The sequence below is a fragment of the Maribacter sp. 4G9 genome (assembly GCF_002742265.1).
Classification (GTDB): domain Bacteria; phylum Bacteroidota; class Bacteroidia; order Flavobacteriales; family Flavobacteriaceae; genus Maribacter.
In genome coordinates this window covers 186,639-211,260 of sequence record NZ_MDGL01000035.1, presented here as the reverse complement: position 1 = coordinate 211,260, position 24,622 = coordinate 186,639, and the positions used below count along the sequence as shown (strand labels likewise).

28 protein-coding genes are annotated in these 24,622 nt (G+C 42.2%); 27 read left to right on the top strand and 1 reads right to left on the bottom strand.

Annotated features, from left to right (window positions below; translation table 11 throughout):
* The first annotated feature begins 23 nt into the window (after positions 1-23).
* Complete coding sequence (locus tag BFP75_RS05090; protein WP_099543988.1) at positions 24-911, top strand: LysR family transcriptional regulator; 888 nt, start codon at positions 24-26, stop codon at positions 909-911.
* Between the two features lie 93 nt (positions 912-1,004).
* Entirely contained in the window at positions 1,005-1,559 is a 555-nt protein-coding gene (locus BFP75_RS05085) for a nitroreductase (RefSeq protein WP_099543926.1), read from the top strand.
* Here BFP75_RS05085 and BFP75_RS05080 read toward each other — a convergent pair.
* On the bottom strand, positions 1,493-2,065 hold the full coding sequence (locus BFP75_RS05080; RefSeq protein WP_099543924.1) for a DUF456 domain-containing protein: 573 nt from the start codon (positions 2,063-2,065) through the stop codon (positions 1,493-1,495). The two genes, BFP75_RS05085 and BFP75_RS05080, sit on opposite strands and share 67 nt — an antisense overlap.
* Positions 2,066-2,262: 197 nt before the next feature.
* Between BFP75_RS05080 and BFP75_RS05075 the strand changes: the two genes are divergently transcribed.
* The 25 genes from BFP75_RS05075 to BFP75_RS04960 all read left to right on the top strand — a co-directional run bounded on the left by BFP75_RS05075 (position 2,263) and on the right by BFP75_RS04960 (position 24,603).
* Entirely contained in the window at positions 2,263-2,625 is a 363-nt protein-coding gene (locus BFP75_RS05075) for a BlaI/MecI/CopY family transcriptional regulator (RefSeq protein WP_099543922.1), read from the top strand.
* Positions 2,622-4,253, top strand: a complete 1,632-nt coding sequence (locus BFP75_RS05070; RefSeq protein ID WP_099543920.1) for a M56 family metallopeptidase — start codon at positions 2,622-2,624, stop codon at positions 4,251-4,253. Before BFP75_RS05075 ends, BFP75_RS05070 begins: the two co-directional genes overlap by 4 nt.
* 83 nt (positions 4,254-4,336) lie before the next feature.
* The gene (locus tag BFP75_RS05065) at positions 4,337-4,813 is read left to right on the top strand and encodes a hypothetical protein (protein WP_099543918.1); all 477 of its coding nucleotides are present in this window, start codon (positions 4,337-4,339) and stop codon (positions 4,811-4,813) included.
* 3 nt (positions 4,814-4,816) lie between these two features.
* Positions 4,817-5,374 (top strand): crossover junction endodeoxyribonuclease RuvC, encoded by a 558-nt coding sequence (gene ruvC, locus BFP75_RS05060; protein ID WP_099543916.1) that lies wholly within the window; start codon positions 4,817-4,819, stop codon positions 5,372-5,374.
* Between the two features lie 85 nt (positions 5,375-5,459).
* Positions 5,460-5,825 carry a four helix bundle protein gene (locus tag BFP75_RS05055; RefSeq protein WP_099543915.1) on the top strand — a complete coding sequence of 122 codons (366 nt, stop codon included), beginning with the start codon at positions 5,460-5,462 and terminating at the stop codon, positions 5,823-5,825.
* 100 nt (positions 5,826-5,925) lie between these two features.
* The gene (gene hemW, locus BFP75_RS05050) at positions 5,926-7,092 is read left to right on the top strand and encodes a radical SAM family heme chaperone HemW (protein WP_099543914.1); all 1,167 of its coding nucleotides are present in this window, start codon (positions 5,926-5,928) and stop codon (positions 7,090-7,092) included.
* Positions 7,093-7,126: 34 nt separating this feature from the next.
* A complete protein-coding gene (locus tag BFP75_RS05045; RefSeq protein ID WP_099543912.1) occupies positions 7,127-7,879 on the top strand; it encodes a cyclase family protein in 753 nt (250 codons plus the stop codon).
* Entirely contained in the window at positions 7,876-8,235 is a 360-nt protein-coding gene (locus BFP75_RS05040; RefSeq protein WP_099543910.1) for a DUF4260 domain-containing protein, read from the top strand. Before BFP75_RS05045 ends, BFP75_RS05040 begins: the two co-directional genes overlap by 4 nt.
* Complete coding sequence (locus BFP75_RS05035; RefSeq protein ID WP_099543908.1) at positions 8,228-8,848, top strand: DUF4230 domain-containing protein; 621 nt, start codon at positions 8,228-8,230, stop codon at positions 8,846-8,848. The genes BFP75_RS05040 and BFP75_RS05035 overlap by 8 nt, the downstream gene beginning before the upstream one ends.
* 29 nt (positions 8,849-8,877) lie before the next feature.
* The gene (locus BFP75_RS05030; RefSeq protein WP_099543907.1) at positions 8,878-9,270 is read left to right on the top strand and encodes a Dabb family protein; all 393 of its coding nucleotides are present in this window, start codon (positions 8,878-8,880) and stop codon (positions 9,268-9,270) included.
* Between the two features lie 10 nt (positions 9,271-9,280).
* Positions 9,281-9,826: a GNAT family N-acetyltransferase gene (locus BFP75_RS05025; RefSeq protein ID WP_099543905.1), complete on the top strand. Its 546-nt coding sequence runs from the start codon at positions 9,281-9,283 to the stop codon at positions 9,824-9,826.
* Between the two features lie 376 nt (positions 9,827-10,202).
* On the top strand, positions 10,203-10,559 hold the full coding sequence (locus BFP75_RS05020; RefSeq protein ID WP_099543987.1) for an MmcQ/YjbR family DNA-binding protein: 357 nt from the start codon (positions 10,203-10,205) through the stop codon (positions 10,557-10,559).
* A 9-nt stretch (positions 10,560-10,568) separates the two neighbouring features.
* Positions 10,569-11,036: a DinB family protein gene (locus BFP75_RS05015; protein WP_165776547.1), complete on the top strand. Its 468-nt coding sequence runs from the start codon at positions 10,569-10,571 to the stop codon at positions 11,034-11,036.
* A 39-nt stretch (positions 11,037-11,075) separates the two neighbouring features.
* Positions 11,076-12,851: a MutS-related protein gene (locus BFP75_RS05010; RefSeq protein WP_099543901.1), complete on the top strand. Its 1,776-nt coding sequence runs from the start codon at positions 11,076-11,078 to the stop codon at positions 12,849-12,851.
* 169 nt (positions 12,852-13,020) lie between these two features.
* Positions 13,021-13,158, top strand: a complete 138-nt coding sequence (locus BFP75_RS21720; protein ID WP_165776546.1) for a hypothetical protein — start codon at positions 13,021-13,023, stop codon at positions 13,156-13,158.
* A gap of 245 nt (positions 13,159-13,403) precedes the next feature.
* Complete coding sequence (locus tag BFP75_RS05005; RefSeq protein ID WP_099543899.1) at positions 13,404-13,766, top strand: PleD family two-component system response regulator; 363 nt, start codon at positions 13,404-13,406, stop codon at positions 13,764-13,766.
* 2 nt (positions 13,767-13,768) lie between these two features.
* Positions 13,769-14,992 carry a sugar transferase gene (locus BFP75_RS05000; protein WP_206073488.1) on the top strand — a complete coding sequence of 408 codons (1,224 nt, stop codon included), beginning with the start codon at positions 13,769-13,771 and terminating at the stop codon, positions 14,990-14,992.
* A gap of 76 nt (positions 14,993-15,068) precedes the next feature.
* On the top strand, positions 15,069-15,371 hold the full coding sequence (locus BFP75_RS04995; protein ID WP_099543897.1) for an STAS domain-containing protein: 303 nt from the start codon (positions 15,069-15,071) through the stop codon (positions 15,369-15,371).
* A gap of 14 nt (positions 15,372-15,385) precedes the next feature.
* A complete protein-coding gene (locus BFP75_RS04990; RefSeq protein WP_099543895.1) occupies positions 15,386-16,228 on the top strand; it encodes a glycosyltransferase family 2 protein in 843 nt (280 codons plus the stop codon).
* Positions 16,212-17,006 (top strand): TolC family protein, encoded by a 795-nt coding sequence (locus tag BFP75_RS04985; RefSeq protein ID WP_099543893.1) that lies wholly within the window; start codon positions 16,212-16,214, stop codon positions 17,004-17,006. The genes BFP75_RS04990 and BFP75_RS04985 overlap by 17 nt, the downstream gene beginning before the upstream one ends.
* Positions 17,007-17,041: 35 nt before the next feature.
* The gene (locus BFP75_RS04980) at positions 17,042-19,237 is read left to right on the top strand and encodes a GumC family protein (protein WP_123803324.1); all 2,196 of its coding nucleotides are present in this window, start codon (positions 17,042-17,044) and stop codon (positions 19,235-19,237) included.
* On the top strand, positions 19,237-20,583 hold the full coding sequence (locus BFP75_RS04975) for an oligosaccharide flippase family protein (RefSeq protein WP_099543889.1): 1,347 nt from the start codon (positions 19,237-19,239) through the stop codon (positions 20,581-20,583). Before BFP75_RS04980 ends, BFP75_RS04975 begins: the two co-directional genes overlap by 1 nt.
* The gene (locus BFP75_RS04970) at positions 20,580-22,073 is read left to right on the top strand and encodes an O-antigen ligase family protein (protein ID WP_099543887.1); all 1,494 of its coding nucleotides are present in this window, start codon (positions 20,580-20,582) and stop codon (positions 22,071-22,073) included. The genes BFP75_RS04975 and BFP75_RS04970 overlap by 4 nt, the downstream gene beginning before the upstream one ends.
* A 122-nt stretch (positions 22,074-22,195) precedes the next feature.
* Positions 22,196-23,095 carry a glycosyltransferase family 2 protein gene (locus BFP75_RS04965; protein ID WP_099543885.1) on the top strand — a complete coding sequence of 300 codons (900 nt, stop codon included), beginning with the start codon at positions 22,196-22,198 and terminating at the stop codon, positions 23,093-23,095.
* A gap of 143 nt (positions 23,096-23,238) precedes the next feature.
* Complete coding sequence (locus BFP75_RS04960) at positions 23,239-24,603, top strand: UDP-glucose dehydrogenase family protein (protein WP_099543882.1); 1,365 nt, start codon at positions 23,239-23,241, stop codon at positions 24,601-24,603.
* The last annotated feature ends 19 nt before the right edge of the window (positions 24,604-24,622 follow it).

Here is a 24,622-nt window from a genome sequence, read left to right as displayed (position 1 = left end):
AATTATTTGAACAATTAATAACTATGGGTTCTCAGATAGAGTTTCGTCATTTAACCTATTTTTTGGCCGTGGCCGATGAATTGCATTTTAGAAAGGCCGCAGAAAAATTGTTCATTTCACAACCGGGATTGTCGCGCCAAATAAAGCAGATGGAGGAGATCCTACAGGCAGAACTGTTTGTTAGGGACAAAAAGAAAGTGGCCTTGACCCCGGCTGGACATTATTTGAAGAACCAGGCCGAAGAGCTTTTTAAAAAGTTAAAAGAGACCAAACGTCAATTGCAGTTGATAGGGGAGGGCGATACCGGGGAAATCAGGATCGGGTTTTTGGGTTCCGCCATGCAGGATGTCATCCCCAACCTCCTGTTGAAATTAAAGAATAAATTCCCCAAGATAAAGACCTCCCTAGAAGAGTTGTCCAACTTGAACCAGGTGGATGCCGTATTAAAGGGTGAATTGGATGTTGGATTTGTGCGATTGGCCAAGGTGCCCGCGGAGTTGCACATGCGCACTGTTTATGAGGACACGTTCTCATTGGTACTGCCGGAAAGTTACCCCATGTTGACCAGGGAATACACAGGTATGGAACGTTTTTCCGAGGATAACTTTATCCTGTTCGGTCAGGAGTACAGTCCTTATTATTACGAAACCATTATGGGCATTTGTTCCGATGCAGGATTCGTACCCAAGGTTTCCCACAAATCCGTACATGCGCAGACCATATTTAAATTGGTGGAGAACAATTTGGGTATTGCCATTGTACCTACGGCCTTGCAATACGGTTTTCAAATGCGTGTGAAGTTTATAGAACTTCGGGATGTTCAGCAAAGGGCACTGCTATCTGCCATTTGGAAAAAAGAGCATAGGAACCCTGTGCTACAAAACTGTATCGATCTTTTGTTTGAATCGTAATGAAACGAAGGTACATTGAGAATTTATAGGAATGTTTCGGGGTTAATACTAGCGAAACTTTTTCCTTACGTTATTAAGATAAAATGGTAAACTATGATATTCGATTTAATCCAAAAAAGAAGGTCGGTTTTTCCGCCACAATACAATGATAAAAAGATAAGCAAAGCGGATCTGGAAAGAATATTGGAAGCTGCCAATTGGGCACCGACGCATAAAAAAACGGAACCATGGCGATTTAAGGTCTTACGGGGAAAGTCCAAGGAAGCCTTGGGTGAATTCCTGTCCAAGAAATATGAGAATACCGATGCACGGCCCCAACAGATCAAGATCAAAAAGTTACGGGCCAATGCCGATCAATCCGCAGCGGTCATCGCTATCTGTATGCAACGTGACCCAAAGGAGAGCCTACCCGAGTGGGAGGAGGTGGCCGCGGTTTCCATGGCGGTACAGAACATGTGGTTGTGCTGCACGGAATTGGGAATCGGGTGTTATTGGAGTTCCCCGGGAATCATTAAATACATGGATGAATTTTTCAATATGGCCGAAGGGGAAAAGTGCCTCGGGTTCTTGTATATGGGCTATTATGAAGGCGATATGCCGACATCTACAAGAAATCCAATTTCGGATAAAACAGTTTGGATGGAATAGTCGAAATACGGAAATAAGGCCGCTCTGTATTCCCAAGCAGTGGAGATGAACAATCCCAAATAAACGACTGCAACCACGAATTTCATAAAAGTACCGGTAAGGAAACCCAAAAAGGATCCAAAAGCAGCTTTTAGGGCAGTTTTGTTATCTGCTTTCGCCGATAGTTCCCCTAGAAAAGCTCCCACAAAAGGTCCTATTATTATTCCTCCTGGTATTGGTGCAAGTAAACCAATAATGAGGCCTATGGTCGTACCTATCATCCCGGCTCGCGTTCCGCCAAATTTCTTGGCGCCCATAGCGGGAATGATATAATCCAGCGCAAATACGATCAACGCAATGGCAAGGGTGATGCCCAAAATCCACCAATTGTTGGGAATGGCCTTGGTAAGGTATAAAAGCAAAAGTCCGATCCAACTGATGGGAGGTCCGGGGAGAACGGGCAGAAAGCTGCCCAAGATTCCCAGCAGCATAAAAACAAATCCAATAATTAATAGCGCTATATCCATATATCGATAAGACTAAAATAGCGAGAAATTGTTACATCATTACTTACTATCCTTTATTTTTTAACTAAAAAATTAGTTTTAACTAAATATTTAGTTATATTAGCGATGAGATTTAGGAATTGAACCGCTACCCTGAGCGGAGTAGAGGGGTGCTATAACTGGAATTTGTATTTATAAGAATAATAACACCTAAAGTAATGAAGCAATTAACAAAGGCCGAAGAGGAGGTAATGCAGGTATTGTGGAAATTGGAAAAGTCCAACGTAGCCGGTGTCATTGATGAATTGCCCGAACCTAAGCCTGCCTACAACACGGTTTCCACCATCATTCGGATTTTGGAGAGCAAGGGCTTTGTAGACCATGAAAAGGAGGGAAAGGGTTACCTGTATTTTCCGGTGGTCAAGAAATCGGATTACAGCAACCAAAGCATCAACAAGCTGGTGGAAGGATATTTTCAAGGCTCTTTTAAAAGTATGGTTTCCTTCTTTATGAAGAAAAACGAGATGAGCCTTTCTGAATTGGAGTCCATCCTAAACGAAATAAAAAAGGATAAAAAATGATACAGTATATTCTGGAGTGTATCGCCTTTCAATTGGTGTTCCTCATCATTTACGATTTTTTTCTAAAACGTGAGACCTTCTTTCAGTGGAACCGGGTTTATTTATTGGGAACCCATATTCTGTCACTCGTTTTGCCTTGGGTTAAGATAGAGGCCTTTAGAACCGAAACCCAAGTTTTTTCTGGGTACTCGGAATTTATATGGAACATGGTCCAACCAGAAGTTTCGGTCGTATCGAACGATGCAAGTTGGGTAAACATGTCTTGGGAAGAAGGTGTTTTTTGGACAGGTGTGCTTCTTGCCGCCATTTGGTTTGTTCTTAAATTAGGACGCTTGCATGCAATACGTTCCACTGGCAAGGTGCGCTATTTTCAAGATCATATTCGTATTCTAGTTCCCAAAAGTCATGTAGCCTTTTCATTCTTCAGATCCATATTTCTGGGCGAAAATATACGCCAAAATGAAGCCAAAGCGATAGTAGAACACGAACTGGTACACATACGTCAATGGCATACCTTGGACCTACTGTTCTTTGAGGTGATGCGCATTGTTTCCTGGTTCAACCCCTTGGTATATGTCTATCAGCAAAGAATCACGGAACTACATGAGTTTATTGCGGACGCCCACATTCCCAAAAATGAAATAAGTACACATTATGAAATGTTGCTGTCCCAAATGTTTGAGGTGCAGCATATCTCCTTTGTCAATCCATTTTTTAAATCATCATTAATCAAAAAACGAATAGTCATGTTACAAAAATCAAGATCAAAAAAAATCTGGCAATTAAAGTATTTGGTATTGGTACCCTTGGTTCTTGGGATGTTGTTCTATACATCGTGTGGTACTGAGCCAAATTCCAAAGAAAATTTAGAAGCTACTTCTTTAAAAACCAATATAATACCTTTTGCTGAATTAGATGAGGTGCCCATCTTTCCAGGTTGTGAAAATACCGAAGATAAAAGAGCCTGCTTCAACGAAAAAATGCAGTCACATATTAGTAAAAATTTTAACTACCCTAAAGAAGCACTTGAACAAGGTATCGAAGGAAAGGTCAGCGTCATGTTTACCATAGCTTCTGATGGAAACATTGTAGATATCAAAAAACGTGGGTCACATCAGCTTTTGGAAGCTGAGGTAGAACGTATTATTTCTCGTTTGCCCCAAATGAAACCAGGTAAATCGGAAGGAAAAGCTGTGAATGTGCCGTATTCTATTCCTGTAGTTTTTAAACTGGACGGTACTTCGGCGCAAGCTTTTAAATCAAGTGTTAAGGGGGAAACGGATTTTATACCCTTTGCTACTGTCGATGAAATCCCAATGTTTCCGGGTTGTGAAGATGCTACAGATACCCGAGCCTGTTTCAACGAAAAAATAATGCGGCACATCAGCAAAAATTTCAGATATCCGGAAGATGCCCAAGAAAAAGGTATAGAAGGTAGGGTGAGTGCCTTGTTTACAATTTCAGAACAGGGTTTGGTTGAAAACATTGAACTAAGAGGTCCGGACAAGCTTTTAGAGGATGAGGTTGAGCGCATCTTGAATCGTTTGCCCGTGATGGCCCCTGGAAAGCATGAAGGAGATGCTGTAGCGGTCGCCTACTCCATTCCTGTAAATTTCAAACTTCAGTAATATTTAGTTTCCTATCATTATATCAAGGCTTTCAAAGACCAAAATGCCCAAAAAATTGTAATTTCCACCATAGATTTGGTGTCATGCAACGCATTTTGGTCTTTTTGGTTTTTCTGGGATTGGTTTCTTGTAATTTCCTTGAATCCAAGGAAAAAAGAACCCAAGAAATGATCAATCAGGAATTGAGGGAGATGGATTGGAATTCCATTGATTCCTATCCGCTTTTCTTGGATTGTGATGAAACCGCTACCAAACAAGTTCAAAAACAGTGTTTTGAGCAAAAAATAACACGTCACTTCGAAACTACCCTGAACGAATTTGAATTTACCGTCGATTCCGACAAAAACGCCATTGTAGATGTTATCTTTGTTATTGATGAGGAAGGTAAAATACATGTTGTGGATATTATTAAGGACGCGACTATCCTTAAACAAATGCCAGAGTTTGACGGCATTATTACCCAGAGCCTAAAAAATATGCCTCCCATCGCCCCGGCATTAAAAAGGGGCATTCCGGTAAAGGCAAAATTTAAGTTACCGGTACAATTAAATACAAAATAGGGATTGGCAACAGAAAAAATCATTTTAGGGATAGACCCGGGAACGACCATCATGGGCTTCGGCCTGATTAAGGTAGTAGGCAAAAAAATGGAGTTCCTTCAAATGAACGAACTGCAACTAAAAAAGTACGAGGATCCCTATACCATACTTAAACTCATCTTTGACCGGACCATTGAACTCATCGATACGTACCATCCCGATGAAATCGCGATCGAAGCCCCGTTTTTTGGAAAAAACGTTCAGTCTATGCTCAAATTGGGCCGTGCCCAGGGCGTAGCCATGGCGGCAGGTCTTTCCAGACAGATCCCCATCACGGAATACCTTCCCAAAAAAATAAAAATGGCCATTACGGGCAATGGAAATGCCAGTAAGGAACAGGTGGCAAAAATGCTACAAAGCGTTCTGTCCCTAAAATCACTGCCAAAGAACTTGGATAGCACGGACGGACTTGCCGCAGCGGTATGCCATTTCTATAATGAGGGTAGGGTTGAAGTAGGGAAGTCCTATTCGGGGTGGGAATCTTATATTAAAAATAATCCGGGAAAGGTTGGAGGTACTTAATCAATGAACAGTAAACAGTTATCAGTGAACAGTTCGCAATTTTAGTTTGCAGTAATAAGGCTTAGTAAGGATAAAATTAAAATAAATGCAGTTTCAAGATTTACTAGCTTATAGAAGATCTTTTGCTTTAGCGATGAAAATTTTTCACATTTCCAAGTCGTTTCCAGCGGAAGAGAAATATTCGTTGACTGACCAGATAAGGCGTTCTTCTAGAAGCGTGAGCGCCAATATTGCAGAGGCCTATCGCAAAAGAAGATATCCAAAGAATTTTATCAGCAAATTGACTGACAGTGACGCGGAAAATTCTGAAACACAAACCTGGTTAGAATTTGCATTGGCATGTAAATACATTGAACAAGGTCATTTTGATGAATTTATTAAAGAAAGTGAGGAGGTCGGTAAACTTATAAATTACATGATCAACAATCCTTCTAAATTTGGGTCGGAATAACCAACAAATAAAACTTGCCATCTGGAAACTGCCAACTTCCACTGGAAACTGCTAACTGCCACTGGAAACTGTTAAATTATGCTTGGAAAATCTGTTTCGTATGAATACTGAAAATAGCTCCCCCTTTGGGGACGGGGGGGGCTTGTACATCCACATCCCCTTCTGCAAACAGGCCTGTCATTATTGCGATTTTCATTTTTCCACATCCTTTAGAAAAAAGGAAGCCATGATAACCGCTTTGAAGGAGGAATTGCGTTTAAGGAAGGCCGAATTTACCCATGAAAAAGTGGCAACCATCTATTTTGGGGGCGGCACACCTTCGGTTTTGGAATTGGAGGAAATCGATGATTTGGTGGCAACCGTTTTTGAGCACTACGATGTGGAAGATAAGCCTGAAATCACCCTGGAAGCCAATCCGGATGACTTGTCGCTCCAAAAAATCCAAGCATTGGCCAAAAGCCCTGTTAACCGATTGAGCATCGGCATACAATCTTTTTTTGACACCGATTTAAAACTGATGAACCGTGCCCATTCTGCCGATCAGGCATCGGAATCCTTAAAGAATGCGATACGCTATTTCGACAATATTTCTATCGACCTTATCTACGGCATACCCGATATGTCTTTGGACCGATGGAAGAAAAACATCGAAAAGGCCCTATCCTTTGGGGTGCCCCATATTTCAAGCTATGCGCTCACCATAGAACCCAAGACGGCATTGGCCAACTTTGTAAACAAGGGATTGATTCGGCCCGCTAGTGATGAAGTGGCCGAAGAGCACTTTCACCTCTTGTACGAAACATTACTGCAGGAAGGATTTGTTTGCTATGAAATCTCCAATTTTGGCAAGCCGGGCTATTTTTCCCAGAACAATTCGGCCTACTGGCAGCAGAAGAAATATATTGGTGTTGGTCCTTCGGCTCACTCTTTTGACGGCGAGCGTAGGGGATGGAACATAGGCAACAATCCTAAATACATAAAGGCCCTTGAAAAGGGAGAACTTCCCATGGAAATCGAAGTGCTATCCACAAAGGACAAATACAATGAGTATGTCATGACCGGGCTAAGGACAATTTGGGGTGTGGACTTGGCCAGGATTCAAAAGGAATACGGTGAAAAATATAGGGAGTACATCCTATGGCAATCCAAAAAATTTAGGGAAGAGGGCCTGTTGACCTTGCAGGACACCATACTTTCAACGACCAAAAATGGTAAGTTTTTGGCCGATGGAATTGCTGCTGATTTGTTTATGATTAACTTGTCCTAATAAAAGTTTCAGCAAAAAGGACACATTTCGTATAGTGAAAGCGACCATAACCCATAAAAAAAGAACGTATCAAGTGGACCTTTCCAAACCCTTGGATATATCCATACCCATGACCGGTGATATTTCTAATGTGAATGCCTGGTACGTGGACCATCCCAGGATAGAACCGCATGCGGAACATGGTTTTACGGGCAGTGTAAAGCAAGGCGCAAGTACCAATTTCAATGATATCTGGTTCAATCCCCATGCCCATGGCACCCATACGGAATGTTACGGACATATTACCCGGGAAGTGTATTCTGTGAACGAAAAATTAAAGAAGTATTTCTTTTTGGCCGAAGTCATTACGATTGCTCCCGGTAAGCTTGGCGACGACTTCGTGATTTCCAAGCAACAGCTGAGCAATGCCCTAAAAGGCACAAAACCGGATGCTCTTGTGGTAAGAACTTTGCCAAATACCAAGGAAAAATTATCAAAGCAGTATTCCAACAGCAATCCCCCTTACTTTATGGAGGAAGCCATGGCGTTCTTGGTAGCTAACGACGTGGACCATTTGTTGGTGGACCTACCATCCGTGGATAAGGAACGGGATGGGGGAGAACTGCGAGCACATAAGGCTTTTTGGAATTTGCACGGTGATATACGAAAGGATGCCACCATTACGGAATTTGTTTTCGTACCCAACGATGTGGCCGACGGCACCTATTTGTTGAACCTACAGGTAGCACCGTTCGTAAACGATGCGAGCCCTAGCAGACCTGTTTTGTTTAAAATTACCGAAGTATGAGGAATATATTGAAATTGGAGGAATTGGCCATGTTTGTGCTAGGTGTCTTTATATACGGACTATTGGGCTATCCGTGGTGGCTCTTTTTCGTATTGATTTTAACCCCGGATATTGGAATGTTGGGTTATTTGGTCAATGAAAGGGTCGGTGCCTTGGGCTATAACATTTTTCATCATAAAGGTGTGGCTATTTTTTTATATTTCATGGGGATGTATTTGTCCTATCCGGTGGTTCAAATGGTTGGGGTGATTCTTTTTGCACATAGTTCCATGGACCGGATTTTTGGATACGGCCTAAAATATGATAAAGGTTTTAAATTCACCCATTTAGGGGAGATAGGAAAAAAGAATGGATAATATACTCGATGTTTTTTTAGGCCTTATTTTGGGTGGGATCAGCATGTACTGGTTATTTTCCCTGTTCCGAAAAAAACAGAGCAAGGAGATTACCACCCATCAATCCACCGTTTTATTGGAAAAGATCCGGAGTGTCTGCAAGTTGATTTCCGTAGAGGGGGATTTTGCCGAGGTGTACAAATATGAAAACACCCGTGAACGTTTTATGAGCCTGTTGAGCAGCAAAAAAAAGGCGCTCATCGTCATTAAGGCGAAAGCCCAAATAGGTTATGACCTCAATAAAATTTTGATGCATGCCGATACTGGCAAAAGGAAGATTATCCTATCCAATTTTCCGGAACCGGAGGTTTTGTCGATTGAGCCCGATTTGGAATTTTATGATATTAAAAACGGACTATTCAATACCTTTACCCCAGATGATTTGACCAGTCTTAATACCGAGGCAAAAAAGCATATCAGGGAGAAGATACCTGAAAGCGGACTCATGGAGACCGCCAAAAAGGAAGCTTTACAATCGGTTTTGCTCATTGAAAAGATCGTGGAGACCATTGGATGGAAACTGGATTATTCTGCCTTGCAAATTTCGGAGAAGGACAAAAAACTATTGGGTTAATACTCCGGGCAACCTATAAATTCTAACCTATGAAAACAATAACAACTTTAGTATTTTTGGCATTTACAACCATGGCCTTAAGCCAAACAAAAGAAAACATGAAAGAATTCGACCCCAATTTTAACCACACCGTATTTTTTTGGTTAAAAAACCCAGATAGTCAGGCCGATAGGGATGCCTTTGTAAAATCCCTATCCAAATTTTTGGACAATTCCGGGTATGCCAAGACCAAGTTCATAGGAACCCCGCCAAAGGCAAGCAGGGATGTTGTGGACGGTTCCTTCACCTTTTCCCTAATGGTTTCCTTTGAATCCGCCGAGGCGCAACAGGCCTATCAAGATGAGGCCCCTCACAAACTTTTCATTGAGGAATCAGAACATCTTTGGGAAAAAGTGACTGTTTACGATTCGGTCGGTATATAGTATTTAAAAGGTGGTTTTTAAACTAGCATCAGCCGAAGATGCACAGCGCATTGCCCAATTGCATGCGCTAAGTTGGCAGCAAAACTACAGGGAAGCGTTCAGCGCCCATTTTTTGGATTATGAGGTCGTTAAGGATAGGCTCACGGTTTGGAAAGAACGTTTCGCACATCCAAAAGAAAATCAGTTTGTTATCATTGCCGAGGAGCACGGAGAACTAGTAGGTTTCATATGTTCTTACTTTGAGGAAAATCCCGTTTTCGGTGCATATCTTGATAATTTACATGTAAGTGCCAATGCTAAGGGCAAGGGCATTGGTACACTATTAATGCAGCGATTGGCAGAGGAGATAAAGGTACGAAACCACGCAAAAGGTTTTTATTTATGGGTGTTGGATGTCAACTATGCGGCCGTTACTTTTTATGATCGTATTGGTGGCCAACGATTTGAAAGTGTGGAAGCGAATGATATTGGGGATAAAATCTTTTCCAAAACCCGATACGTATGGAGTGATATGGATGCCTTTTTAAAGCTAGTTGCGTCAAAAAATAGGGGATAGTTTTTATTAGAAACAAGGAGCAAGGAGCAAGGAGCAAGGAGCAAGGAGTCAGAGGTGACAAAAACTATGTCTTTGAGCGACGTTACGACCAAGCAATCTGTTCAATAAAGCAAGAAACCTCAGTAATGGTTCGGCAGATAACTTCGGCAGAAAAGGCCTAGCAAAGTCGGTCAGGGTATTCAATTAAGAACTTTTTGAAAACGGAGAACCAAATACCTTTGGTTTTTATTTTTGAATGATTATTTTAACATCAACCATCAACCATCAACCATCAACCATCAACCATCAACCATCAACCATCAACCATCAACCATCAACCATCAACCATCAACCATCAACCATCAACCATCAACCATCAACCATCAACCCATTCAAGATGAACATTGAGGGATTTCGGGAATACTGCTTATCTAAAAAGGGCGTAACGGAAGGATTTCCTTTTGACGAAAAGACCCTCGTTTTCAAGGTCATGGGAAAAATGTTTGCGTTGTGCGGCTTGGAACGGGTACCCTCACAAGTGAACCTTAAGTGTGACCCAGATCGTGGCGAGCAATTAAGGGAACAGTATGACGGCCAGATCATTCCCGGCTACCATATGAGCAAGATCCATTGGAATACCCTCTTTCTAGAAAACTTACCACCACAACTGTTACTGGAGCTTACGGACCATTCCTATGATCTGGTGGTAGCGAAGTTCCCAAAAAAGCTTCGGGCGGAGTTTGCTTCGCTTTAAATAATGGCCATGGTATTCGAACATATCGTGCAGAACCTTTGTACCTGCTTTGATGGGAAACCTTGGTACGGAGTTTCATTAATGGAAAAGCTTGGGCAAGTGCCTTGGGAAATAGTCAATGACCAAGTCTATGGAAATAAATCCATAGCGGTTTTGGTACAACACATTATCAATTGGCGAATTTTTGTCGTTAAAAAGTTGGATGGCGATGCAGCTTATGACTTGATAATAGATAGTAATGAGGATTGGACACCTATCCATATAGAAAGTAAAAAGGAATGGGAAAACCTAATGAACGATTTACGCCAAAGCCAAACCCAACTTCTGGAAAAATTGGCTTTGCAGGATGAGGCGGTTTTACATAAAAGGGTGCCTGGTAAAAAGTATACGTTTGGGCCCATAATAACCAGTATATCACAACATGTCATATATCATTTGGGCCAAATTTCCATGCTGGTTTCCATGCATACGAATTGAAACGCTACTTTTGTTGAAACTCCAGAAGTAAGCAATGGCATGAGGGATCCTCTATCTTTTTATCAGGAAGAAATAAAATCGTACCAGGGGCAGTTGGAAATGGTGAAGAAGAAATTGCTCGCCTCAAGCACCGTCCGTTTGGTCGTTTTCATGCTTGCGGTAGTTGGTGTTTATTTTTTATATGGGAATACCAGGATGGTCCTTGTAGTGATGGTCGTAGCCATTGCTATTTTTCTTTATTTGGTCTCTAGGCATACAGATTTACAGTACAAAAGGGACAAGCTTAAAAAGCTGATTTCCCTTAACGAAACCGAAATCAAGGTGCTAAATAGGGATTTTAAAGACCTCCCGGCCGGATGGGAATTTAGGGACGACACCCATTTTTACAGTCAGGATATAGACCTTTTTGGAAAAGGTTCTTTTTATCAGTATTTGAACAGGACCAGTCTTTTAGAGGGCGGTCAACTCCTGGCGTCCATTTTAAAGGAGAATACTACGGACCGTATCGTAGGAAAACAGGAAGCCCTCAAGGAATTGGCCCAAATTCCCGATTGGCGTCAGGACTTTTCCGCCACCGCCTCCCTGACAAGTCCGGAGGTGACCACCCAAACAGCGTTGCATTGGATTTTAAATTATACACCCTTTGTTCCTGGAATCATGCGGGTGTTACCTTGGGTATTTTCCGGTCTAAGTGTCTTGTTCTTTGTCTTGTTACTTCTGGGATATCTCCCTGCATCGGTTTTGTTCTATTGGTTGATGTTGGGGTTGGTCATTACGGGTGTATACACCAAAAAAATGACCAAGCTCGTTTCCGGCACGGGAAAAGTCCAATCGCTATTTGAACAGTACAACCACTTGTTGCGAGCTATAGAATTCCAAGAATTTAAAGCGGGCCTATTGATTGAAAAGCAATCGGAGATACGAAGCCATGGCAAGAGGACATCGGTAGTATTGAAAGCGTTTGCCGGGTTATTGGCAGATTTGGACCAAAACAACAATCTGCTATATCTCATTTTTGGAAACGGATTATTTCTAAGGGGACTGCATACGGCCTTTAAGGTAGAAAAGTGGATGGACGATCATGGCGGGTCTGTTGGGAGGTGGTTCAACTGTATTGCTTTTTTCGATGCCTATAACAGCATGGGGAACTTCGTTTTTAACCATCCTGCATATACCTTTCCTATTCTAAGGGAAAACGGGATTTGTATAAAATCTCGGCAGGCTGGGCATCCTTTGTTGGACCCCAAAAAATGTGTGTTGAACGATTATGAAATAGGTAAGACCGATTTCTTTATCATCACGGGCGCCAATATGGCGGGAAAAAGTACCTTCTTGAGAACCGTTTCCTTGCAAATCGTAATGGCCAACATTGGGCTGCCTGTTTGTGCCGAATCCATGGAGTATAGTCCTATGAAACTGATAACCAGCATGCGCACCTCAGATTCCTTGACGGATGACGCCTCCTATTTCTTTTCAGAACTGAAGAGGCTCAAGTTTATAGTGGACGAAATACAGAAGGATACCTATTTTGTCGTTTTGGATGAAATCCTCAAAGGAACGAATAGTACGGATAAGGCAATTGGATCCAGAAAATTCGTGGAGCGTTTGGTGTCCTCCGGTGCTTCGGGCATCATTGCCACCCATGATCTAAGCCTGTGCGAAGTGGCCAAGGAACTGTCCCAAATTAAGAACTACTATTTTGATGCAGAGATAGTTGATAATGAGCTTTATTTTGACTATACTTTTAAGAAGGGCATTTGTCAAAATATGAACGCATCCTTCCTATTGCGAAAAATGGACATCATCAAAGAATAGCGTACTTATTATAGGATAGACGAATTCCATATCGCAATTTTGGCACGGAACTTTTATTTATCCATAGTTTATTCCCATTCATCTACAGTATTTAGACCATTCATCCTTAACGGCCCCATAAAACTGGGAACGGGTGCTACATTTGTTGTCAAATCAAACCACTACTATAATGAAAAAAGGCAATAAAATTAGAAAATCCCTTGGCTATTTGGAAGTCTCAAAAACGCTAAAAATATATCAGATCTGTGATGTGGTCATCAACGGAAAGGAAATAATCGTTAGTACAAGAACGCCCGTAGCCCCTTAAAAGAAAACTACAACAGGTAGTTTCCCCCGAGTCTTTAAAAGCCGATATGCGTATCGGCTTTTTCTCTATTCCTCTTGAGACGGGATAACCTTCAAAAATCGATTCGAATCGCATAAGTAGGAAAATACTGTCAACTACTTTATAGGTAATGGCAACTATATGCCATGGGTTTACAACAAATCCAAAATTAAAAGGTAATATAAATCCTACATTTCGTTATTTAATAAACCTACAAATGTAATGTTATGGAAATTTTAGTCATAGACGACAAGCAGTCTCTAAGTGAGCTTGTAGCACAATTCTTGGGGCAATCCTACCAAGTTACCACCAAAGAAAATGGATTGGAAGCCCTTACCTGGTTGCAAAAGGGAAATTTGCCGGACCTTATTATTACGGACCTGGAGATGCCAGAAATGGATGGTTTCGTGTTTATTGAAAAGGTAAAGGGCTCAGGGTTATTTTCAGACATTCCTATCATCGTGCTCAGTTGTCGTGAAAGCAGTGCCGATAGAATAAAATGCCTTAAACTGGGCGCTCAGGATTATATGGTAAAACCTTTTAATCCCGAGGAATTGTTGATACGTGTGGACAAACTCATAATGCAGTAAGAATGGAGGTGACTACGGAAAAGACTACGGTTTTACTATACATAGGAAGTTATGAGGTGTTGATGAAGGAAATCCATAAGAAGGAAGAAAGTACCTCCATACATATGGTAGATAATGTTGAAAAGGCCATAAAGTGGATCCATGGCCAAGGGAGCTACAAGGACAAAAAGTGGAACCTTTCCCATAACGCCTTAGATGCCATTCTTTGTGATTTTGGATTGTACGACGATGGTATGGTCGCCTTTAAGGAATACGTTACGGATACTTTTGATCCTGAACAGAAAATACCCTTTATCCTTTTGGGTAGGGCACTGGGCAAAAAGGAAAAACAGTTGGCCATAGAACATGGCTTCGATGATTTTTTCGTCTATCCCGTGGGTATGCAACAGATTTTGGAAAGGGTTTCTTTCCTGAGGGAATTAAAGTCAAATCTGTTACAAAATAAAATATCCACCAATAAAAGCTCCAAAAGATATAAAATAGGCTTTTGGAAACGCAGTTTTGATATCGTATTGGCCGGAGGTGTACTCTTGATCGCGGCCCCATTTCTTCTTTTGGTCATTTTGGCCATACGGTTGGAATCCAAAGGAAGGGTATACTACATTTCAAAACGGGTGGGAACAGGATATCGAATTTTCAATTTCCTAAAATTGAGGTCTATGTATCCGGATGCCGATAAGCGCTTGAAGGAATTCCAGCACCTAAACCAATATGTACACGAGGATGCAAAGGGCGAAGATGCCTACTTGGAGGAAATTACCCTTTCCAACGGCATCAAGCTTTATGGCGATGATACTGAAATAGAAGAGCTTGCCTTTAACGAGAAGAAAAGAAAGGAAACGGAAAGTGCTTTTGTCAAGTTCGATAACGATCCCAGAATTACCAAAGTAGGAAAGGTTATCAGGAAATTGAGTATCGATGAACTTCCCCAATTGATCAATGTACTCAAGGGCGATATGTCCATTGTTGGGAATAGGCCTTTGCCCCTGTACGAAGCAGAAATGTTGACTACGGACGAATGGACGGAACGTTTCAATGGCCCAGCGGGAATTACAGGTCTATGGCAAGTAGAGGCCCGGGGAAGAACTTCTAAAATGTCCCCGGAGGAACGAAAACAACTGGATGTTAAGTACGTAGAATATGCCAATAGCAAGCGCGCATTCTTGTATGATATGTGGATCATACTTAGAACGTTCAGGGCCGTATTCCAAAAGGAAAACGTGTAAATAATTAACGGACCACAAGCTTACTTCCTATTACAAAAAATGGGAATCAAACAAAATGAATCAAAAATAAAGAACCATGGCATTACGAATAGAAGACAAAAACGGACTTTTTGAAATAAGCGGTCGCGTAACTTCCCAAAATCTGGGCATTTTAAGAACCTACTTTCAAGTTGTTTTGGAGAAAACCGAAAGCCTTTTTGTAAGTATCGAAAGGGTAACGGAAATGGATTCTTCCGCTGCACACTTCTTTGAGCGTTTTTATAGGGAAGTGGCCGGTGATAACAAGGTGATACACATTATCGGTCGGCATAATCCCAATATCTCAAAAATCATGCATGCCACCAAAACGGACTATATTCTTAGTACGGATAGGGTTTAAAAACCGTCATTCCCATGAACGTTACGGATTATAAAAAATATTTTGGAAAGCTTCCAGAAGATCTTTCCCCAGCGGATTTGAATCACATTACCCGCTACTTTGAGCTTTTGGGCAAGGTGGAGCAACCCATGGCCAGTCTTTTGATACCGGTTTTTAGGGCCAAGGAAACCATATTGGCCCATATGTTTTCCCTTTCCAACCTAAAGACCATTTTGCCGTACGAGGTCATTTTTATAGATAACAATGCGGATGTGGCCACAAAGGACATTTTGAAAATGGTGGGGGCCAAGGTAGTCCACGAAGAAAATCAGGGAATAACGCATTCTAGACAAAAGGGTTTGGAGGAAGCGAAGGGAGAAATTGTCTGTACCATGGACCCGGATAGTATTTATGATCCATATTATATTGACAAGATGGTATTGCCCTTTTACAAAGATCCCAAGTTGGTACTGTGCTATTCCATATCACAAAGCTACCAACAGGATTTCCAGCTCCCTTTGAAGATGCGGCTAAGGAATTGGGCAAAAGTGCACTATTTCAGGACCAAACTGTCCCTTGGATTTTCCTCACGGATAAAGCATATACGTGCGGTGGCCATGGCGTATCGAAGGGAAGCAATGCTAAAATTTGGCTACAATACAGATTTAAAAGTAGTATCCGGTTGCGATGATGGTATGGTAGCCATCGCCCTGAACAACTCCGGAAAATTCAAATATGTACCCATATCGGTCCACACGGCCTTACCACCGGCCAGGGAACCGGGTAGGCCCTTTCCATTTTGTAACGATAGATTTTACCCCCAAGACGAAACAGTAAAGACCACTCTAAAAGCGTTGGAAATTGAAAATACCCTATAATAATATAATTGCTGATTTTGATAGGAAGTGTACCGCGCAGTTTCTGCGCCGTACCCTTCCCTATATGTTTTTATTGATCGCGAGGATGGCAATGGCCCAGGATATCAACGACTTCATTGCCAATGGTCTTGAGGTCAACGATATCAGCAAAAAACTGCCACCTTTGGATTCTTTGGTCGTGATGGCCAAGGAGCATTCCCCTTTTTTAAAGGTAACTCTCAACGAACAGCAATATAGGGATGGCGTTGTTTCCTTTGAACAACGTGCCTGGTTACAGTATATCAATCTGGAGGCCGGATACAACTACGGCATTTTTGACAACCTGAGCAATTCCCAAATTGCGGGTGATCCCCAAAGTCAGGCTTTGTTCTCTACGGAACAGAGCAGGTATCAGCTTGGTGTATCGGTTCGTTTACCCCTATCGGCCATCATCAACAGAAGGGCAAAAATCTTAAGTGCCAAAGGCGAGGCTGAAAAAGCACGCTATGAAACCGAAGTGGCAGAAATGGAACTGGAACAACAGGTCACCATACTTTATAACGATCTGTTGAAAGTTCATCGCATGTTCTTTTTGGCCAATGCAATTGTGGACACTTTTAGGGTACAGTCTCTAAGGGCGGAAAAAGACTTTACCAACGGGGTCATTTCGGTTACGGAGTACACCCGTTTACAGCAGATGATGAACCAGGCATCCATGAATTACGAACTACAACGCTCGGATTTTGTGGCCGCGGTCATGGCATTGGAAAATATTACGGGCGCGGATTTTGATATATAATGAAGTTTAACCTACTTTTTTTCGTCCGTCTTTTAATGAGGCACATAGGCCTCCTGATCGGCATGCCCATTATTTTGGCGGCCATGGTATTCTATTTGACCATGGACCAACCCAAGACCTATAATACCAAGGCAAGGGTATATACGGGAATCGCATCGGGTTCCACCATAGAATTGGAGGACACCAAAATAGATTTTAGGGCGGCCAATACCGCCTATGACAACTTGTTGAACCTCATCAAGGCAAGGACCACGATAGAAGTGGTAGGACTCCATCTTTTTGCCCAGCATATGGCCTTGGGTGAATCCAATCCCAAAATTATTTCCGCGGAAAAATATGAATCCCTTTTGGAGGAAGTTCCGCAGCAAGTAAAGGACTTGGTGGTAAAGGGCGACGTGGAAAAGACCTTGGAGAACTTTGTTGCCATGAAGGATTCCGGCCATTCCAACTATATCTACAAGCTAATAAATTTGGACCATCCGGATTATAGTATCGAAAAAATATCGGCGAAAATAGGTCTCAACAGAATTTCTAATAGCGATTTTGTGGATATCCAATATGAATCCGATGATGCCGCAATTTGTCAAAACACATTATTGATACTATGTGAGGTGTTCGTTAAGCTAAATGCCGATATCAAGGTAAACCAATCCGATGCCGTGGTGAAATACTTTGAGGGACAACTCAACAATTCGACCGCCCATTTAAAGGAAGCCGAGGATGAGTTGCTGGATTTCAATAGGACTCATAATATTTTCAACTATAACGAACAGACAAAGCATATAGCCGCGGAGAAGGAGGAATTTGAGATAAAGTATTTTGAAATATATCGAAAGTTCCATGCATCCAAGGCTATTTTGGATGAATTGGAGTCGAAGTTGGCCACCCATGAAAAAAAGCGGATCGCCAGTGAGAACATCATGGAACTCCGCAAGAAACTCTCCCTTTTAAATTTTGAGATATCCATGGGAAGTTTGGGCATGAAAAAGGATTCCACCTTGGCTACATCAGATTCCAATAGGATAACTCAAAAAATGAAGGAGGTTGCGGAAATTGAGGCAAAACTAGCCACGCAAGTTGAAGATCTCTATCAAACCGATTACGATAATAAAAGTGTGGCATCCACAAACATTCTGGCAACCTGGCTACAGAATACCATCGAATATGAAGGGTATAACGCACAATTACAGGTAATGGAGCAAAAGCGCCTTGAGTTTGAGGAGCTTTACAAGAAATTTTCACCCCTTGGAGCGACCATGAAGCGCCTGGAGCGAAAAATCGACATTGCGGAGCGGGAATACCTAAGCTTGTTGCACAGTTTGGGATTGGCCAAATTGAAACAGCAGAACGTGGAACTAAAATCCAATATAAAACTTACCGAAGTTCCCTACTATCCCATAAACCCAAAACCAAGCAAGCGAATGATGCTGGTAGCGGTTGCAGGAATTGTGGGCTTTTTACTGGTCGTTATCGTCATCTTCCTGTTGGAATTTTTGGACAGCAATATCAATACGGCGGCCAGGGCGGAGGATAAGATAGAACTTAGTGTATCCTCCATCTTTCCGGTCATCAACTTGGAGGATAAAGGTATTGACTATGGGTTTATTCAAAACAAGGCCGTAAATGCGATATCCCGGAACGTTTTATTGAACCAGTACAAAAAATCCGATATGGAGAAGCCGGTGGTCAATATGTTGTTCTCCACCCAAGAAAATGAAGGCAAGTCCTTTATCTGCAAGAATTTGATTACCAAGCTCTGTGAACTGGATTATAAGGTGTTGCACATCACGTACGATGTACAGGACTTGGGAATTCAAAGCGAATACTACCAAAAAATCATCTATCCGGTGAATGACAGGTTATACAAGATTTCTGAAATCCATGAATTCGATAGCGGTGATTCCATTCAGGATTATTCCCTGTTCGATTTTGTGGTGTTGGAGATTCCGGGTATCATCAAGAACCCGTTTCCAGTGAAGCTTGCTTCCACCATGGACTATACTTTTTTGGTTACTCGCGCAAACCGCGCATGGAGCGAAGCGGATAAAAATGCGCTTAGGCTCTTTAATGAGGCCACCACGGGGCCGGAGCCTACCATCATTCTAAACGGAGTCAAGGTCTTGGAAATGGAGACCGTCCTTGGGGAGCTGCCCAAAAAACGGTCCTTGTTCAGAAAATTTATGAAACAGGTAGTTCAATTCCGGTTTTTCAATAAAAGATCCATTGCCTAATGATACGTAAACTATTAAAATTGGGAAGGGAAAAAAACCTTGCTTCGTTGTTGTCCAACGTTAGCGTGGCCTTTTCAGGTCTTCTGAGTTTTGTATTGTTGACACGGCAATTGCCTAAGGAGTCCTTTGGGGATTGGGTACTTTTTATCACCCTGGCGACTTTCGTGGATCTATTGCGGTTTGGTCTAACCAGAACCGCTGCGGTTAGGGAGCTTTCCGGTGCCGATGAACTATTGAGAAAACGGCTGTTGGGCGCTACCTTCAGGATAAATCTTGCACTTGTACTCGGTATTTCGGTGCTATGCTGGGGCTTTCTTTTTCTTGTGAAAACAGGGCAAATTCAACTTGCCCGGGGCTACTATCTATTTCTTGTTTGGTATCCCTTATTGGCCTTGGCAAATTTAAGTTGGAACAATGCCTTGGCCCTTTTTCAGGCAGAACAGAATTTTAGAAGGATGATGTACGTACGTCTGTCCAATGTGGTTCTGTTCTTGATATTCCTTGTTTTCAACTATTGGTTTTTCCATTATGGACTTACCGCCATTATTGTGGTGAACATAGCGGTGAACTTTATTTCCGGCGTGGCGTGTACCCTAAAAAAGTGGGATGGACTCTTTTTCTTGGGCTATGCTCGGAGGGATGTTGAAAGACGCTTGGTGAATTTTGGTAAATATTCCATGGGAACCCTGATCAGTTCCAGTCTATTAAAAAGTGCGGATACTTTTATTATCGGCCTTAGTCCTTTTTTGGGCTCCGCCGGAATCGCCATGTATGCCATCCCGCTTAAATTGACAGATTTACTGGGTATTCCCCTGCATAGTTTTTCCATGACGGCCTATCCAAGGATGTCCAAAAAATGTTTGGAAGGCGATATTTTAGGTGCCCGAAGTATTTTTTACACCTATTCCGGGGCGGTGACCTTGTTGTTCCTTCCCGTGGCACTTGTCAGTTTCGTATTCGCGGAAGAATTGATCTTGCTACTGGGAGGTACGGAATACCGGGAATCACTTCCCTTATTGGCCGCTATTTTTAGGGTATTTACCGTGTATGTCCTGTTATTGCCCATTGACCGTTTTACGGGGGTTTTGTTGGACAGTTTGAACAAACCCAAATACAACCTTTATAAAGTATTGTTCATGGCTTCGGCCAATATTTTGGTGGATTTGTTGGCCGTTTTCGTTTTCAAAAGCTTGATAGCTGTTGCCATTGGCACGGTGTTTTTTACGCTCTTGGGAATCTTTCTCGGGTTCTTTTATGTACGAAAGGAACTTCAGATTCAAATCAGGGAAATGTTTCTGGAAAGCATCCTTTTCCTAAAAAATTTAAAATCCAATTGGGCCCCATGAATCCGTTTTTAACTACACATGGTCCCGATCACTTACGGAAGCCTTTGCCCGTGGCATTGCTACTGTCCGTGATATTGATAACCTCCTACCTTACGGCAACAAAGGGTATCGTGGCCGCTTTGGCCGTTCTGGTACTTCCTTTGGTCGCCATGTATGTGGGTGCGCTTTTTATAAATCCTAGAATCGGCATTATTACCATACTTATTTTCAACTTTTTTGTATTGGGTATCGGCAGGTATATTCCCATGACCTGGGGATTGCTCATGGATGGCATCATGGTGCTCATGTACCTTTCCTTGTTCTTTAAGGCCTTTAAAATCAAGGTTCCTTGGAGTAGGGCAAGTTCACAACTGACGTTGTTGGTTTCTGTTTGGTTCGGTTACGCGGTACTACAGATCGTAAATCCCGAAGCCGTAAGTGTGGCTGCCTGGTTCTATGCCATGCGAGGTTTGGCCCTTTACCAATGGTTGTTCGTTCCCTTGGTCTTTATATTGTTCAACAAGCATAAGGACTTGCATCTGTTCTTTATCATCTGGGGCGTACTTTCATTTATGGCCACCCTAAAAGGGATGCAACAGCTCATCTTTGGGGTGGATAAGTGGGAACAGGCCTGGTTGGATGCCGGTGGCGATGTGACCCATATCCTTTTCGGGAAATTGCGCATCTTTTCCTTTTATTCCGATGCTGGCCAATTTGGGGCCTCCCAAGGTCATACCGGTGTGGTGTTTGGTATTTTGGCCCTGTTCGCAAAAAATAGAAAGTTTCAGGTCTTTTGTGGACTCGTGGCCATGGCCGGACTCTTGGGAATGATGATTTCTGGAACCAGGGGTGCCATTGCAGTTCCTGCCATGGGGGGCGTCATGTTCATTTTGGTCCGAAAACATATGCCCAGCATCATCATGGGGGTGCTCATGGGGATTGGGATATTCGTGTTCTTTAAGTATACCACCATAGGAAATGACAATGATCAGATAAGACGTATGCGCACGGCCTTCGACCCCAATGACGCATCCCTTGAAATGCGAAGGATAAATCAGGAAAAGCTCAGGGGCTATTTGGCCACAAGACCCTTGGGCGGGGGTATTGGCTCCACCGGAAATTGGGGCAAGCGCTTTTCCCCAAATACCTTTTTGGCCAACACGGCAACGGATAGCTGGTTCGTGGCTGTTTGGGCGGATACCGGTATTGTGGGGCTTTATCTCCATCTTTTCATATTATTTTTCATATTGGTCACCGGAGCCTACAATGTTATGTACAAGATTAGGGATGTCTGGCTAAAAGGTCAAATTACGGCCTTGGTCTGCGGAATGGCGGGTATTATGTTGGCATCTTATGGAAACGGAGTATTTGGTCAGTTTCCAACATGTATCCTGATGTATACGGGCATGGTATTTATGTTCATAGCCCCCAAACTGGATAGAAAAATCCTGGAGGAGAAGGGGTTGTTGGAGAACGAGGAACATATAGAGAAAAAGGCCCTTGCGGCTTAACCAGTAAAACGAATTGCTCAAATATGGCAAACGACCATTCGTCGACAGTGAATTAAAAAAATAACTAAAGCCCTTTATTTTCGATACCGGAAAGAAAGGGATGTACCAAATCTAATTTCCCCATGAACAATAACCTACCACTCGTATCTATTATTACCGTGAATTATAATGAATCACAGGTAACCATCGATCTTTTGACTTCACTCAGGCACCTTACTTACAAAAATGTTGAGGTGATTGTGGTGGACAATGCTTCGCCCAATGATGACCCGTCCATAATCAAGGAGACCTTCCCAGAAATTATGTTGATCACGAGCGAAGAAAACCTAGGTTTTGCGGGCGGAAATAACCTAGGGGTGAAAGTGGCGAAAGGAGACTATCTTTTGTTCATCAACAATGATACTATTGTACCGGAACACTTTTTGGAGCCTTTGGTGGAAACGTTACAAAAGGATACCGGCATTGGTATGGTCAGTCCCAAAATAAAATTTCATTGGGACCCCAGCAAGATACAATATGCCGGATATACGCCCATGAACAAATGGACCATTAGGAACCAAAGTATCGGGTACCATAAAATGGATGACGGAAGTTATGATACCGAAGGAGTGACAGCCTCCATTCACGGAGCGGCCATGATGGTGCCCGGACACGTGATCGAAGAAGTAGGCATGATGAACGAAATGTATTTCCTGTACTATGAGGAACATGACTGGGCCGAAATGATAAAAAGGGCGGGATATTCCATTTATTATCAACCAAAGTCATATATCCTTCACAAGGAGTCATTGTCCACGGGTAAGAACAGTCCACTTAAAACATACTATATCGCAAGGAATAGGATAGTCTTTGCCAGAAGAAATTTTTCTTTCAAATATCTATGGTTCAGCATGCTGTTTCAGACCGTGGTGTCCATACCCAAAAATCTTATCACATTTCTTTTAAAAGGTCAATTTGAACATTTGAAGGCATTTTCTAATGCTATTTTTTGGAATCTGACACATTTCAAGTTAACAAAATAGGAGTCATTGGGTGGTATAAAAATCCTGAAATCCTTAATAGATAATAAAAAAGTATACACCACATATTGTGGCAGTTATACAACATAATTTATTTCCTCAATAAATGTAAGAATATATTTACAAAAATAATCAATTCAAACAAAATGAAAATAACAGTAGTTGGTACAGGGTACGTAGGTTTGGTTACGGGTACCTGTTTTGCAGAAACCGGAATCGATGTTACCTGTGTGGACATCGACAAAAGAAAAGTACAGATGCTTTTAAATGGAGAAGTTCCCATTTATGAACCGGGTCTGGATAATTTTTTGGCAAGAAACTTGGAAAAGGGTAGGATAACCTTTACTACCAATTTGGCTAAGGGTATACAGGGCAGTGATGCCGTTTTTATTGCGGTGGGAACACCACCGGATGAGGATGGAAGTGCCGACTTAAAATATGTCCTTGGCGTCGCCAGGGAAATTGGCCAGCACATGGACGACTACAAAGTGATCATTACAAAAAGTACCGTTCCAGTTGGAACTTCCTTTAAAGTGAAAAAAGCGGTAAAGGAGGAATTGGACAAGCGTAAAGTGGACATACCCTTTGATGTGGCCTCCAATCCAGAATTCTTAAAAGAGGGTAGCGCTGTGGATGATTTCCTTAAACCGGACAGAATTGTCGTGGGAATAGAAAACGAACGCGCTCAAAAGACCATGAAAAGGTTATATAAACCATTCTTGATGAACGGTCACCCCTTGTTGTTTATGGATATTTTTTCATCGGAGATGACAAAGTACGCCGCAAACTCCATGCTGGCCACCAAAATCAGTTTCATGAACGATATTGCCAACCTTTGCGAACTGGTCGGGGCCAATGTGGACTTGGTTCGCAAAGGAATTGGTTCAGATGCCAGAATTGGCAATAAATTCATTTATCCGGGTACTGGATATGGCGGTAGCTGTTTCCCCAAGGATGTTCAGGCTTTGATTAGAACGGCCGATGAACATGGGCATTCCCTAGAGGTCCTAAAAGCCGTTGAAAATGTCAACTACAGACAAAAATCCAAATTGGTGGAAAAAATAAAAGGGCATTTTGGAAGCGATTTGAATGGTAAGCAATTTGGAATTTGGGGTCTTTCCTTTAAGCCAAAAACGGATGATATGCGCGAAGCACCATCCTTGGTAATCATAGAACAGTTAAAGGCCATGGGTGCCCAGGTACGTGTATACGATCCGGTTGCTATGGAGGAGGCCAAACATAGTTTGGGCGAAACCGTTGTGTATGCCAAGGACGAATACGATGCCTGTATCGAAGTGGATGCATTGATTTTGGTGACCGAATGGTCAGAATTTAGGATGCCCAATTTTAGGATCTTGGAGAAGATCATGAACCAAAAGCTCATTTTTGACGGAAGAAACGTATACGACCCAGAGGAAATGCGGGAACTTGGTTTTCAATATTTCAGTATTGGAAGGGAAGCTGTCAACGTCGAAAATGCTAACAGGGTTCCGGTAAAAAAGGCGATATAAGCGGCCATAATAATTTAAA